Origin of the sequence: Nonlabens sp. (genome assembly GCF_018401815.1) — a bacterium.
Taxonomy (GTDB): Bacteria; Bacteroidota; Bacteroidia; order Flavobacteriales; family Flavobacteriaceae; genus Nonlabens.
This window is the reverse complement of the sequence record NZ_JAGYKG010000004.1, coordinates 288,652-301,814: the sequence shown is the minus strand read 5'-3', so window position 1 is coordinate 301,814 and position 13,163 is coordinate 288,652. Positions and strand designations below refer to the sequence as shown.

At 37.4% G+C, this 13,163-nt stretch carries 11 protein-coding genes; 5 read left to right on the top strand and 6 right to left on the bottom strand.

From position 1 onward, the window contains the following. Positions 1 to 6: 6 nt before the first annotated feature. Positions 7 to 1,179, bottom strand: coding sequence for a GlmU family protein (locus KG732_RS09745; protein WP_213523205.1), 1,173 nt, complete (start codon positions 1,177 to 1,179; stop codon positions 7 to 9). A gap of 282 nt (positions 1,180 to 1,461) precedes the next feature. Here KG732_RS09745 and KG732_RS09740 point away from each other — a divergent pair, with 282 nt between their 5' ends. The 4 genes from KG732_RS09740 (at position 1,462) to KG732_RS09725 (ending at position 7,595) form a co-directional block, all read left to right on the top strand. Beyond that, positions 1,462 to 2,520: a DUF3810 domain-containing protein gene (locus KG732_RS09740; RefSeq protein WP_213523029.1), complete on the top strand. Its 1,059-nt coding sequence runs from the start codon at positions 1,462 to 1,464 to the stop codon at positions 2,518 to 2,520. 77 nt (positions 2,521 to 2,597) lie between these two features. Continuing rightward, positions 2,598 to 5,552 carry an amidohydrolase family protein gene (locus KG732_RS09735; protein ID WP_213523027.1) on the top strand — a complete coding sequence of 985 codons (2,955 nt, stop codon included), beginning with the start codon at positions 2,598 to 2,600 and terminating at the stop codon, positions 5,550 to 5,552. A 10-nt stretch (positions 5,553 to 5,562) separates the two neighbouring features. After that, entirely contained in the window at positions 5,563 to 6,867 is a 1,305-nt protein-coding gene (locus KG732_RS09730) for an amidohydrolase family protein (protein WP_300980415.1), read from the top strand. Between the two features lie 146 nt (positions 6,868 to 7,013). After that, positions 7,014 to 7,595 carry an NUDIX domain-containing protein gene (locus tag KG732_RS09725; RefSeq protein WP_213523023.1) on the top strand — a complete coding sequence of 194 codons (582 nt, stop codon included), beginning with the start codon at positions 7,014 to 7,016 and terminating at the stop codon, positions 7,593 to 7,595. Between the two features lie 147 nt (positions 7,596 to 7,742). Here KG732_RS09725 and KG732_RS09720 read toward each other — a convergent pair whose 3' ends face one another. The 4 genes from KG732_RS09720 to rpsF form a co-directional block, all read right to left on the bottom strand. After that, positions 7,743 to 8,237, bottom strand: a complete 495-nt coding sequence (locus KG732_RS09720; protein WP_213523021.1) for a DUF6495 family protein — start codon at positions 8,235 to 8,237, stop codon at positions 7,743 to 7,745. An 81-nt stretch (positions 8,238 to 8,318) separates the two neighbouring features. Next, the gene (rplI, locus tag KG732_RS09715; protein WP_213523019.1) at positions 8,319 to 8,768 is read right to left on the bottom strand and encodes a 50S ribosomal protein L9; all 450 of its coding nucleotides are present in this window, start codon (positions 8,766 to 8,768) and stop codon (positions 8,319 to 8,321) included. A gap of 18 nt (positions 8,769 to 8,786) precedes the next feature. Next, a complete protein-coding gene (rpsR, locus tag KG732_RS09710; protein ID WP_213523016.1) occupies positions 8,787 to 9,083 on the bottom strand; it encodes a 30S ribosomal protein S18 in 297 nt (98 codons plus the stop codon). Positions 9,084 to 9,086: 3 nt separating this feature from the next. After that, positions 9,087 to 9,431: a 30S ribosomal protein S6 gene (rpsF, locus tag KG732_RS09705; protein WP_213523014.1), complete on the bottom strand. Its 345-nt coding sequence runs from the start codon at positions 9,429 to 9,431 to the stop codon at positions 9,087 to 9,089. Between the two features lie 387 nt (positions 9,432 to 9,818). On the opposite strand from rpsF, the gene KG732_RS09700 reads away from it, so the two are divergent. Next, positions 9,819 to 10,523 (top strand): LytTR family DNA-binding domain-containing protein, encoded by a 705-nt coding sequence (locus KG732_RS09700; RefSeq protein WP_213523012.1) that lies wholly within the window; start codon positions 9,819 to 9,821, stop codon positions 10,521 to 10,523. Positions 10,524 to 10,629: 106 nt separating this feature from the next. On the opposite strand, the gene priA is transcribed toward KG732_RS09700, so the two are convergent. Next, positions 10,630 to 13,083, bottom strand: a complete 2,454-nt coding sequence (gene priA / locus KG732_RS09695; protein ID WP_213523010.1) for a primosomal protein N' — start codon at positions 13,081 to 13,083, stop codon at positions 10,630 to 10,632. Between the last annotated feature and the right edge of the window lie 80 nt (positions 13,084 to 13,163).

The window sequence follows — 13,163 nt, the reverse complement described above, 5'->3', positions numbered from 1 at the left end:
TCAAGATCAATCTTTACGGTACTGAGCCGTTTGCTGATATACATGATCTAAAATATCACTATCTACTTGCTCAAAGGATAACCCACGGCGCTTCATAACCACCTCTGCTACTTCATAAGCTTTGGCAGGTTGGTAAGTTATGTTCCCTTGAGGCCCACCCCAATTGAAAGAAGGAATAAAATTACGCGGATAGCCAGCTCCGTAAATATTGGCACTCACGCCTATCACAGTTCCTGTATTGAACATGGTATTGATCCCACATTTAGAATGATCTCCCATCATCAATCCACAAAACTGAAGACCAGTTTTTGCAAATCGACCAGTTTCATAATTCCAAAGTTTTACTTCGGCATAGTTATTTTTTAGGTTACTGGTATTGGTGTCTGCTCCAAGATTGCACCATTCTCCTATAACCGAATTTCCTAAGAACCCTTCGTGACCTTTATTAGAATAACCAAAAATCACAGAATTATTAACCTCTCCTCCTATTTTAGAATGTGGACCTACGGTTGTAGGACCGTAAACCTTTGTTCCTAATTTAGTGACACTGTAATCACACAAAGCAAAAGCACCACGTATAATGGAACCTTCCATAACTTCAGCATTTTTACCTATATATATAGACCCCGTTGACGCATTTAAAGTGGCAAATTGAAGGGTGGCTCCTTCTTCTATAAAGATGCGGTCTGAATTGATATAGTTCACACTTTCAGGAATAGGTTGGCTTTTCCTTCCTTTAGTCATCAGGTCAAAATCTGCCTCTAAGGCTTTGCCATTCTTAGAAAAAATATCCCAAGTAAAATCAATACGATCTACCTCTTCTTCTAAGAAAAGCACTTGTTCCAACTCAATAGCAGGAGTGTGTAAGTCTTTTACTCGGTAAGCAACCACGTCATTACCTGCCAACAATTTTTGCTGTGGCTTTAAGTTTTTTATCGCTTTGCAAAGGGCTGCGGTAGCAAACACATTTCCAGCAATTACCGTATTATCCGTTGTTTCTACAAGTGGATATTTTGTTTGTAAATACTCCTCTGTCTGAAAACTAACTGTTTCTTCCAGTTGCTTTTCCCATTTCTCTCGTAATGTCAAAATCCCACAACGTATTTCACAAGTAGGTCGGGTATAAGTAAACGGCAGTAAGGCTTGGTGTTTATTAAAGTCGGCTAGGATAAAGTTCATAGGTTTGAATTCTTTTCTAAGGTCAAAGGTCGTAAAACTATTGTCATTTATCATTTTACTTGAAAATAATTATCATGCAGGTTGAAGAAATCATCTTCAATGAATTTCTGATGTTCAAATAGTTGTCAGACCTATTTTCAGAAAGCAAAAAAATTCGTCAGCAGCAAAGTTATGGCACAGCGATAACTAATCTTATTTTAGTCTTTTTTTATGTTGATTCCCTATTCTTAAAACTCAACGTTCCTTGTTCCATTGTCCTACATTAATTCCTAAATTAGCCGCATGCAAAAAAACCGATCGCTCTTTATTGCCCTAGGAATATTAAGTATTCAAGTGAGCTTTTATTACAGTCTGCGATTTTTTCCCTCTGTAGTCGAGTCACTTTATAGCAGGGGTATGTATCCGTATATCGCAAAAGCCATGAGGTTAGGTTTGGGCTGGGTTCCTTTTTCTTTTGGAGACTTGGTATATACCGTAGCTATACTTATGATCATTAGATGGTTGTGGTGTAGTAGAATGGATTTGATCTCGCTTTCGCGAAAGCGTTACACACAACTATTTCTTTCCATAAACGTTATTCTTGCTTTTTTTCACTGCATGTGGGGATTGAATTATTACAGAGAGCCATTGCACAAGGTTCTAGAACTGGATAACAAATACAGTACACAAGAACTAAAAACAGTGGTACGGCAACTTGTTGTCACTTCTAATTCATTACACCAGCAACTACAAAAAACAGACTCCCTTCCCGTAGTGTTCAAAAGGTCTCAAAAAGAACTTTTTGAACTCGCACCTGCTGCTTTTAAAAATATAGATCCTATTTATCCAACACTGGATTATGGAAATTCCAGCATCAAAGAATCGCTACTCACCATGCCGTTATCGTATATGGGTTACAGCGGTTATTTGAATCCGCTGACCGGTGAAGCACAAACCAACGCATGGATTAATAATTACAAAACTCCCGTACTTATTTTACATGAAATGTCTCATCAGTTGGGGTTTGCAAAAGAAAATGAAGCCAATTTTATAGCGATTATTGCAGGAATGAATCACAACGATCTTTACTTTCAATACAGTGCGAGTATTTTTGCCTTGCGCTATTGCATCAGTGAGTTATACCTCAAGGACCCAAAGGCATATAAGGAAATAAGACCCTTTATACGAGAAGGTATTTTCATGAATTACAAAGAGTTAGAAGACTTCTGGAGCCAATATAAAGGTGGTATAGAAGATGTTTTTCAAGTGACCTACGACGCTTATTTAAAAGTCAACAATCAACCTGGCGGAATGGAGACCTACAGCTATGTAGTTGCTCTTTTAGTAAACTACTACAAATAAGGATGTATTTTTTATGAATTCTTTAAGAGGTGAATACGTAGGAGTTTTGGCTATCTTTAGAGTCTAAACTTTAATTCATGAAAAGAATATTTTCTCTCTTGCTATTGGTTGGCATATCCGTGCATGCACAAGAGTATTTCCCTAACAATGACGACATCAGTGCGGTAAGCAATATCACAAGGGTGATTACTAACGCGACCATCGTTACAAGTCCTGGAAAAATAATTTCCAACGGAACCATTATTATCAAAAATGGTAAAATAGAAGCTATAGGAAACGGCATTTCTATACCTAAAAATGCTGTTGTAGAAGACGCTGGTGGCAATTACCTCTACCCTTCTTTTATAGAGTCCTATGGAGATCTATCCATAAAAACTCCGCAACGAGCGAGCAGTAACGGAACCGCACAATACGACGAAGGCCGTAAAGGATATTACTGGAATGATCACATCAGAGCAGAGCAAAGCGCGATGGATTATTTTATGTACGACACCAAAGAAGCAAAAAAATATGTTGATGCTGGTTTTGGAACGGTACAAACCCACCTTCACGACGGTATTGCTCGTGGTAACGGTATGTTGATAGCTCTAGACAATAATGGAACTGATGCAGACCGTATTTTAAAACAAGAAAGCGGGAATTTCTTCTCGTTGAGTAAAAGCCGTCAGTCCAATCAATCGTATCCAACTTCCATGATGGGAGGTTTGGCGTTGTTACGCCAGACCCATTTTGATGCAGACTGGTATGCAAAAGGACATTCTAAATCAAAAGATTTATCTCTAGAGGCTTTAAACGCAAAGAAAAACCTGGTACAAATCATTGAGGCTGGAAATAAGAAAAACCTTCTTAGAGTAGATCAACTAGGAGATCGAATAGGAAAGCAATTTGTAATTGTAGGTGGAGAGGACGCTTATGAGATGATTGCCGATGTAAAAGCAACTAACGCTGCTCTTATCGTTCCTGTTAACTTCCCAGATGCTTATGATGTTTCTAATCCCAATTTAGAATGGTTTGTTAATCTGGGAGATATGAGAGATTGGAAACAGGCTCCTGGTAATTTAATGACCCTATCTAAAGCAGGTATTACTTATGCAGTAACTACTAAAGATTTAAAATCTCCTGCAGATTTAATGAGTAAATTAAAGCAAGCAATAGCATATGGTCTTACTGAAGATCAGGCATTAGCGGCCCTTACCACTACTCCAGCTGGAATACTTCAAATAACTGATATGGTAGGAACGCTTGAGAAAGGAAAGCTGGCAAACTTTATCATGACTTCTGGAAAACTATTTGAAGATGATACCGAAATTTACGAAAACTGGGTCAAAGGTTCTAAACATCTTATAAAAGACAGAAGTACCAAAGACATTGACGGTACTTATGCGACCACTATAAATGGAACTACGTATGACATTAGTATCAAAGGAAAAGGTAAAAAGTCAACGGTAAAAATAGACAGCATCACTCTGGGTTCTATAATTACTTATGATGGAGACTGGATCAACATTGTAACCACTCAAAAGGAAACTGACAATAAATCTTACACCCGCTTTTTAGCCACATCTCAAATGAACAATTTAAGCGGAACGGCCTATTTACCTAACGGTCAAGAAATCGCCTTTACGGCAATGAAAAACAAAGATGCTTCTAAAGATGAAGACGATGAGGAGAAGGAAGACGATGATAAGGCTGTAAAGCAAATGGGAACAATGACCTATCCGAACATAGGTTATGGCAGTATTTCAAAACCTACGGAAGAAACCATCTTATACCGCAACGCAACCGTATGGACGAATGAACAAGAAGGAATTTTAGAACATACGGACGTGCTTGTTAAAGACGGTCAAATAGCTCAAATAGGTAAAAACCTAAGTGCTGGAAATGCGAGAATCGTTGATGCTACAGGTAAGCATTTAACTAGTGGAATCGTTGACGAGCACAGTCACATTGCTATAGATAACGGTGTTAACGAAGCTGGGCATAATTCCACTGCAGAGGTAACCATTGAAGACGTTGTAGATCACGAAGACATTAATATCTATAGAAATCTTGCCGGTGGAGTAACTTCTTCACAATTACTTCACGGTAGTGCAAACCCTATAGGTGGACGTAGCGCAATTATCAAGTTAAAATGGGGCTACAAAGCAGAAGAGATGATTTACAAAGACTCTCCTAAATTTATCAAATTTGCTTTAGGAGAAAATGTAAAACAATCTCGTTCTCAAAATGGAGTGCGTTTTCCACAAACAAGAATGGGTGTAGAACAAGTATTTGAAGACTATTTTTCTAGAGCCCGAGCTTATGCGAACTCTAAAAACGATAAAGACTTCCGATATGATGAAGAGATGGAAGTATTATTGGAAATCTTAGAAAGTGAGCGTTTTGTTTCCTGTCACTCTTATGTACAAAGCGAAATCAATATGTTGATGAAGGTTGCTGAGAAGCACGGTTTTCGTATCAACACCTTTACACATATTTTAGAGGGTTATAAAGTAGCTGAAAAAATGGCCGAACACGGCGCTGGTGGATCTACCTTCAGTGATTGGTGGGCTTATAAATACGAAGTAAACGACGCTATTCCTTACAATGGTGCCATCATGCATTCTCAAGGAGTACTTACTGCCTTTAATTCTGATGATGCTGAAATGTCTCGTCGTTTGAATCAAGAAGCTGCTAAAGCTGTTAAATACGGCGGCGTTAGTGAAGAAGAGGCTTGGAAGTTTGTGACGTTGAATCCAGCAAAATTATTACACATTGATGACCGTACCGGTAGTATCAAAAAGGGAAAAGATGCCGATCTAGTACTTTGGAATGCCAACCCATTAAGTGTGACGGCAAGACCTGAAATAACGATGATTGATGGGATTGTGTTTTTCGACTTGGAACGTGACCTAGGCTTTCGCGAAAGCATCAAAGAAGAAAGACAACAACTCGTAAATGAAATGATCATGGCCAAGAACAAAGGAATGAAAACTCAGACGCCTAAAAAGAAAGACAAGACTTTATATGAATGCGAAACTATTCACTGGTAACATGAAGACAATGAAAAACATAGTATATATTATTAGTGCTTTATTTGCCATAACAGCAACAGCACAACAGACGCCTGCTCCAGTACAACAAGGAGTTTATACGATTATGAATGCTACGGCACATATAGGGAATGGTGAAGTGATCGAGAATTCGGTAATCGTAATTGAAAACGGAATCATCACTGCTATAGCAGATGCCACATCAGTAAAGATGGACCTCAAAGGAGAAAGGATCGATGGATACGGAATGCACGTATACCCTGGGATTATTGCGATGAATTCTACTTTAGGATTGGTAGAGGTTGATGCTGTAAACGCAAGTGATGACGAGCGCGAGATAGGAACTTTTAATCCGCATATACGCTCCTTGATCGCTTACAATGCCGAGAGTCGCGTGGTAGAATCCATGCGCCCTAACGGAGTACTTCTAGCACAAATAGTGCCTAGAGGTGGACGTATTTCTGGAAAATCTAGCGTAGTACAATTGGACGCTTGGAACTGGGAGGATGCCGCAATACGCACTGATGATGGTGTACATATTAACTGGCCGTCTAGCTTTAGAAGAAGTGGCACATGGTACGAGCTAGGACCTATAGAACCAAGCAAAAATTATAAGGAGCAAGTCACAGAGCTTACCGACTTTTTAAACAGTGCACAAGCTTATAATTCCACTGTAACACCAGTAGGACTCAACTTGAAATATGCTGCCCTTCAACCAGCTTTGAATGGGGATGAAAATTTCTACATACATGTGGATGGAGAAAAAGCCATAAGAGATGTTTTAAAATTTATCAAAGCAAACAATATTAAAAAGCCAGTGATCATTGGAGGTCGTGAAGCTGATAAAGTAGCGACTGAATTGGTTGCCATGAATGTTCCTGTAGTTGCAGGACGTGTTCATGACCTTCCAGCTAGAGAAGACGAAGACGTTGATATGCCTTACAAATTCCCTAAACTCCTTGCAGATAAAGGTGTCATGGTAGCCCTAGAAAACTCTGGAAGTATGGAAAGACATCAAGCTCGTAATTTTCCTTTCTATGCAGGAACTGTTGCAGGGTACGGAATGGATATGGAGCAAGCCTTGATGATGATCACCCTTACCCCAGCAAAAATTTTAGGAATCGACAAGAAGTATGGTTCTTTAGAACAAGGAAAGAGCGCTACGTTGTTTATATCTAAAGGTAATGCTCTAGATATGAGAGGAAATCAACTGACAAGAGCCTTTATAGACGGAAGAGATATTTCTCTAGATTCTCATCAAACCGAATTGTATGAACGCTATATGAATAAGTTTGGTGCAGAAATAAAAAGGTGATCAAAGAATACAAGCCGCTTGCCACAAGTTGAGTACAAAAGGTGAAAACACCTATTAAACTAAGCGTTAGTACCTCTAAAGCTTTTCATTAACTAGAATCGCCTATTCAAAGTGAATAGGCGATTTTTTCATTAATTTAAGTCCCTATGAAACACAAGATTCAAAAAGAAGAAAAAGTCTTTGATGATTTTCTAAAAATCTATAAAGCTGTAGTAACTCACGAGACTTTTAACACCGATCAAGAAATCACTGCTACACGCCTCGCCTTAGACCGAGGCAATGCGATAGCGGTGTTGCTATATGAAAAGGATACCGATAGTTTTTTATTTATTCGTCAATACCGCTATCCCAGTGCACGACATGGTCAACCCTGGACATTAGAAATCCCCGCTGGCTCCATAGACACTAATGAATCGGCAAAGGATGCTGCTATACGTGAAGTAAGAGAGGAAATAGGTTATCAAATAGACCAATTGCAATTCATAGTAGAATACTTCCCCTCCCCTGGAATACTTTCAGAACAGATCAGTATTTTTTATGGCGAAGTAACTTCTAATCAAAAAATAGCAAAAGGCGGTGGCTCTATTTCAGAAAAGGAAGATATTGAATTGGTTAAAATATCCAGACAGGAAATCAGACAACAACTTGAAGAAGGTTGTTTTAATAACTCCATCAGTATTATAAGTCTACAATGGTATTTACTGAATAAAATCTCTTTTAAATTTTAGGTGATTTTGGAAGCTATAATCCGTTTAAAATAGGCTTGCCCCTAGTACTATCGCTTAAAACTAATGACCCCGTAATTAAATCTAGAGGGATTAAAAAAAAGCCAATTCTTATACATTGGCTTTTGTTATACTTGTCACAGAAAGATTTTAAAACCCATTGGTTTCTTTACCTAACTCCATAAGATCATCAAAGTAATTAAACAATTGCCCTTTAGTAATAACAGCACCTGTTTCAATAAGCTTGAATTTATCTTCATTAGGGTTCTTACTGTAAGCTTTTTTAGCAGTAAAAATCTTTACCTCATCATCCATCAGGTTTTTTTGAAGCCATTGATACCCATCTTTAGTAGTAATATCGATCAACTCATCACCTATCATAATAGATATGACTTCCATTTCTTTTTCACCTAAAGAAAACAGATTCATATTCCTTGGGGAAATATGCTCTAAGTATTGAGCTTTTTGTAGGACTCCTTCCCATATCAAGTCAGAGAACACATCTATTTCTTCTTCGGCTATTTCTGGTTGATTTGTCCTTAAATCCTCCCATTCTTTTGCTGTAATAGATTGGGCAGCAAGAAAATTGATGAACTCTGAGTGCATTTCTTCCAATTGCTCTTTGGTAAGTCTTCTATATTTCATAAAAAGCTTGTATTACAAATTTGTATTAAAAAAAGCCGTTTCAACTTAATGAAACGGCTTTATAAGGGATAAGACGGCGTCTTACTTCTCGGCTACTACGTTAAAAGGAAGTTTTACAGTTACTTCTCTGTGAAAACGTACATCAGCCTCATAAAGGCCCAATCTTTTAATAGCGCCTCCAGCTATAGAGATGAACTTCTTTTCTATCTCGATACCGTTTTTAGCTAAGATATTGGAAACATCTGCAGTGGTAATAGAACCAAACAATTTGTCTCCGTCTCCGGTTTTTGCAGTTATTTTCAAGTCAAGAGCTGTAAGTTGATCAGCTTGATCTTGAGCAGCTTTAATGTTTTTAGCTTCTTTATGAGCTCGTTGCTTAAGCGTTTCGGCCAATACTTTTTTAGCACTAGAGGTAGCCATTACCGCTAGACCATTAGGTATTAAAAAGTTGCGACCATAACCAGGCTTAACACTCACTAAATCGTCAGTAAAACCTAAATGTTCTACGTCTTTCTTTAATATAAGTTCCATAATGTTAATCTGATTTTGTTATTTAAGTAAATCTCCTACGTAAGGCATGATAGCAATGTGACGAGCACGTTTAACAGCTACAGCAACTTTACGTTGGTATTTTAGTGAAGTTCCAGTAAGACGACGCGGAAGTAACTTCCCTTGTTCATTTACAAATCCGAAAAGGAAATTAGGGTCTTTGTAATCTATATATTTAATACCGCTACGTTGGAAACGACAGTATTTTTTTCTTTGTTGCGTCTCTATCTTTAAAGGAGATAGGTAACGGATGTCACCATCTTTTTTACCTTTAGCTTGTTGTTGTAATGTTGACATAGTTTAAGCTTTAGATTTATTAGACATTCTACTTCTTCTTTTCTCTGCCCACTCAATAGCGTATTTATCAAGTTTTACAGTAAGGTATCTCATGATACGTTCATCACGACGAAATTCTACTTCATAGTCGTTGATTACCTCACCAGGTACTTCAAATTGAAAAAGGTGGTAAAAACCACTTTTCTTGTTTTCGATTGCATAAGCCAATTTTTTTAGGCCCCAATCTTCTTGGGCTACCATTTTTGCACCACGGTCAGTAAGGAAATTCTCAAACTTCTTTACTGTCTCCTTTACCTGGTCATCAGATAAAACGGGATTCAAAATGAAAACAGTTTCGTATTGATTCATAATTAATATTGTTTTTTAACGGCTGCAAAAATAATGTTTTTCTCTAATTTAAACTAAAAGAATCTTTTATATTTTATATGATCTGATTTCAGAACCCTGTTTATTTTAAAAATAAGGACTTTTTTATTCGTTATGCCTACTGCGATTTACTAATTTATAAGCTTGTTACTTACCACATATCGATGATCTCATCAAAAAAAATAAAAAACTTGATTCTTTTTTATCCCTTCAAAATGTGGATATAGTGCCGACTCCTGTTATTATTATTAAAACGTTATAATCAAGATAAATTAGCCCACATGTTAATTTATTTGGTTGTTCGTGTTTTTTATTTGTATTTAATCAGAAAAGTGAGTACTATTGTCTAGAAACCATTAATTAAAGACGATGAACAACACTATTTTGACCTGCTTTGTAGTAGATGATTCCAGTATACAACGACTCGCTATAGTTAAGATGATTGAAGGACATCCTAATTTGAGGTTAATAGGCGAGTTTAGCAACGCTATAGAGACCAAAATAGCCTTAAAGGAACAAGCAGTAGCGCTTATCTTTCTAGACATAGAGATGCCGATTCTTAATGGATTTGATTTATTAGACGACATTACCGAAAAACCAGGGGTCATTTTTGTTACAGGACAGACCAAGTATGCCTTCAAAGCATTTGACTATGCTGCGATAGACTATTTGCAAAAGCCTATTAAAAAAGATCGTTTTCTTTATGCAGTGGAGCGGGCAATCTTAGCCCAGAAAATGAAAACTGAACTGATTGAAGATCGCGGCGATTTTATCTTTGTGAAAAGTAATCTTAAAAAACGCAAAGTATACCTTAAAGAATTAAAATACATTCAAGCACTCGGAGATTACGTAAAACTCATTACTGACGAAGATAACTTAATCGTTCTCTCTACGATGAAATCCTTTGAAAGCACGCTTCCTGAAGAAGACTTTTTGCGCATTCACAAATCCTACATCGTCAACTTGAGAAAGGTCGAAAAATTTAATTCTAAAGCCGTAGAACTAAGCAATGAAGTGTTGCCTTTAAGTCGCAATAGAAAATCAGAGCTTGTTGAAGCACTATCTCAATTCTAAGCCGTTGTTATTTTAAAAACTTTTAATAACTACCTGTTTTTAATAATAGTAAAAAAGTCTGATGTAGTTCCGCTTTCGCGAAAGCTAAAATCACAACAAATCTATTTTAATAAGCATCTACATCTATGTTACACCTTACAGAACGGTACTGCTTGATAGATTCAAAGCTTTTCTTTACTTTCATGATATAGCCTTTTACCTGATTTGGAGCCTGTTGTTTTGTTAACTTAATGAACACGTGGATATTATAAAGATTCCTTATGCGAGAAACTGGAGGGAACTCTGGCCCTAGAACTACCGCGCCATGAGGAATTTGATTCAACGCATTTACAAACCAAGTGCTTGAATCTAGTGTCGTCTGGTAGTCACGGTGTTTAAAAGTAATCCTGATCAACCTTTGGAAAGGTGGGTATTTAAATTGATAGCGCTCCTCGATCTGCTCTTTATACATCTTAAGATAATCATAAGAACTGACCTGCTGTAAGATCACATGCTCTGGATGGTAACTTTGTATCAACACCTTACCTACCTCTTTAGTTCGCCCAGACCTTCCTGCAACTTGGGTAAGTAATTGAAAACATCTTTCATGTGCTCTAAAGTCCGGAAAGTTAAGCATGGAGTCGGCATTCATAACCCCAACTAAACTTACATTTCTAAAGTCGAGACCTTTTGTAAGCATTTGTGTACCAACAAGGCAGTCGATCTCTCCAGCATCCATTTGATGAATAAGCTTTTCGTAAGAATTCTTACCTCTAGTTGTGTCCAAATCCATACGAGCCACCTTGTGATTAGGAAACAACATCCTGAACTCTTGCTCTATTTGTTCTGTACCAAAACCTTTAGTATCCATTGCACTGCTAGAACAAGATGGGCATTCTTCAGGTACATAAGTGTGATAGCCACAGTAATGACACCTCAATTGTCCTTTGTATTGATGATAGGTGAGACTAACATCACAATTAGGACATTGAGGGGCGTTCCCACAAGTACCACATTCCATAATAGGTGCATACCCCCTCCTATTTTGGAAAAGAATAACTTGTTTATGATCTCTAAACGCTTGCTGCATGTGCTCAATAAGAGTGTCTGAAAAATGACCGGTCATTTTTTTACGCTTGTGCTTTTCTTTAATATTTACTATATTAATTTCTGGCATCTGAACATTTCCAAAGCGTTTCTTTAATTCTACCAAATGGTACTTACCAGAACTAGCATTGTAATAACTTTCTAAGGATGGTGTTGCACTTCCTAAAAGTACTGCTGCTTTTTTCATGTGACCCAATACTACTGCAGTATCTCTAGCGTGATATCGAGGTGCTGGATCGTATTGCTTAAAGCTAGTTTCATGCTCTTCATCCACTATAATTAGACCCAAGTTTTGAAAAGGTAATAACATCGCACTTCGGGCACCTATAATGACATAAGGCTCTTTTGCGTTGAGCACGTGATTCCAAACCTCCAAACGCTCGTTGAGGTTGTATTTGGAATGATATACCAATACTTGATGTTTAAAAAAGTTTTTTAATCTAGAGATCAATTGAGTGGTAAGGGCTATTTCTGGAAGCAAATACAAGGCTTGACAACCCTTCTCCAATTGTTCTCTAATAAGAGCTACATATAATTGAGTCTTGCCACTTGAGGTCACTCCGTGAAGTAAAACGGTCTTACCGGCTTTAAAACTGCTTTTGATTTGTTGTAAAGCCACAACTTGATCATCATTTAAACGGTACAAATCAGTACCTTCTTCTTCTGTATCCAGTACTCTATCTATTTCTTTTTCAACTTCTAAAAGAATACCTTTGGAGACGAGTGTATTGATAACAGCAGCGGTAACCTTAGCTCTTTCTATAAGCTGTTTTTTAGTCACCTCTTTTGTATTTCCTGCCTGCAACATAAATAAGGTCATCACCGCCTCTCTTTGTTTAGGAGCGCGTTGCAGTTCTTCCAGCACCAATTGAAGCTTTTCTTCTTCTTTTAATCCCTCCTGTAATCGTATAAATTTTTCTGTTTTAGCCTTATAAGTATGATAGAGCTCTTCCTGTAGGATGATAAAATCCTTTTCTAGCATTTTTTGCAGAAGCGGCAACACACTTTTACGATCCAAAATATCCATCACATCTTGAACTTTTAAAGCATTATTAGATTCCAACGCTTCCATTACTAAAAATTCTCTGTCGTTTAGAAGTGCTTCATCTATAAAAGTAGCTTCGTTTTTCAAAACGATGGTTTCACTTTCTAAAAGAAATGATTTAGGTAAAGAAGCTCGCATTACTTGACCTACTGCACACAAGTAATAGGAACTTATCCATTCCCAAAACCTGAGTTGACTTTCTGTGACTACTGGCTGTTCATCAATAATGAACTCGATATCCTTTACCTCGTAAGTAGCGGTGTTTTCTTGATGCACTCGATGAACAATAGCGGTATAAATCTTTGATTTACCAAAGGGTACAGCCACCCTCATGCCCGGCTTTAAAAAATCAGCTTCGAGCATATTGACCGTGTACGTAAAATAACGCTCAAGAGGAAGTGGTAGAATAACGTCAATGAAATGCTGCATAAGTTGTAAAAATAAGAAGCTCCTTTGGTTTTTAGTTCGGTTACCCCATAAAAAAAACAGCTTATCTATTATTTTATTTC

Coding starts and splice junctions, on each gene's coding strand:
- KG732_RS09745 (WP_213523205.1), bottom strand. CDS start 1,179: ATGAACTTTATCCTAGCCGACTTTAATAAACACCAAGCCTTACTGCCG.
- KG732_RS09740 (WP_213523029.1), top strand. CDS start 1,462: ATGCAAAAAAACCGATCGCTCTTTATTGCCCTAGGAATATTAAGTATT.
- KG732_RS09735 (WP_213523027.1), top strand. CDS start 2,598: ATGAAAAGAATATTTTCTCTCTTGCTATTGGTTGGCATATCCGTGCAT.
- KG732_RS09730 (WP_300980415.1), top strand. CDS start 5,563: ATGAAAAACATAGTATATATTATTAGTGCTTTATTTGCCATAACAGCA.
- KG732_RS09725 (WP_213523023.1), top strand. CDS start 7,014: ATGAAACACAAGATTCAAAAAGAAGAAAAAGTCTTTGATGATTTTCTA.
- KG732_RS09720 (WP_213523021.1), bottom strand. CDS start 8,237: ATGAAATATAGAAGACTTACCAAAGAGCAATTGGAAGAAATGCACTCA.
- rplI (WP_213523019.1), bottom strand. CDS start 8,768: ATGGAACTTATATTAAAGAAAGACGTAGAACATTTAGGTTTTACTGAC.
- rpsR (WP_213523016.1), bottom strand. CDS start 9,083: ATGTCAACATTACAACAACAAGCTAAAGGTAAAAAAGATGGTGACATC.
- rpsF (WP_213523014.1), bottom strand. CDS start 9,431: ATGAATCAATACGAAACTGTTTTCATTTTGAATCCCGTTTTATCTGAT.
- KG732_RS09700 (WP_213523012.1), top strand. CDS start 9,819: ATGAACAACACTATTTTGACCTGCTTTGTAGTAGATGATTCCAGTATA.
- priA (WP_213523010.1), bottom strand. CDS start 13,083: ATGCAGCATTTCATTGACGTTATTCTACCACTTCCTCTTGAGCGTTAT.